Source organism: Pseudomonas sp. JH-2 (assembly GCF_036231725.1).
GTDB lineage: Bacteria > Pseudomonadota > Gammaproteobacteria > Pseudomonadales > Pseudomonadaceae > Pseudomonas > Pseudomonas delhiensis.
The window spans coordinates 1-623 of record NZ_JAZAQP010000132.1 but is presented as its reverse complement, the minus strand read 5'-3'; the positions used below and the strand labels follow the sequence as shown (position 1 = coordinate 623).

At 68.2% G+C, this 623-nt stretch carries 1 protein-coding gene; it reads right to left on the bottom strand.

Annotated elements, in window-relative coordinates; genetic code table 11:
* Window positions 1-617: molybdate ABC transporter substrate-binding protein (gene modA / locus VV867_RS31055; protein WP_328568453.1), on the bottom strand; the 617-nt coding region annotated here is incomplete at its 3' end.
* Between the last annotated feature and the right edge of the window lie 6 nt (window positions 618-623).

The window sequence follows — 623 nt, the reverse complement described above, 5'->3', positions numbered from 1 at the left end:
TTCTCGAGGATCACCGCGTCCTGGCGGATCGGTTCGTAGAGGTCGGCCGGGACTATCCAGGCCGAACCGCCGGTCACCTTGCCATCCTTGTAGATCTGCGACAACGCCACGAAGCCCAGCTCGGCATTGCCGCTGGACACGAACTGGTAGGCCTGGCCGATGTTCTGGCCCTCGACGAGCTTGCCGGCCAGCTTGTCCTTCAGCCCGAGCTTGTCCAGCACCTGGGTGGCGGCCAGGCCGTAGGGCGCGGTCTTCGGGTTGGCGATGGACAGGTGCTGGAAGCCGCCCTGCTTCAGCACCGCGCCCTTGGCGTCGACGTAGCCGTCCTTCGCCGACCACAGCGCCAGCTTGCCGATGGCGTAGGTGAAGCGCGAGCCGGGCACGGTGGCCTTCTCCTGCTCCAGCTTGGCCGGGGTGGTGTCGTCGGCGGCGAGGAACACCTCGAAGGGCGCGCCGTTCCTGATCTGTGCGTAGAACTGCCCGGTGGCGCCGAAGGAGGCCACCAGCTTGTGCCCGGTGTCCTTCTCGAAGTCCTTGGCGATGGCCTGGATGGGCGCGGTGAAGTTGGCCGCGACGGCGACCTGCACCTCGTCGGCCAGCGCCGCGTGGGCGGCCAGGCAGGC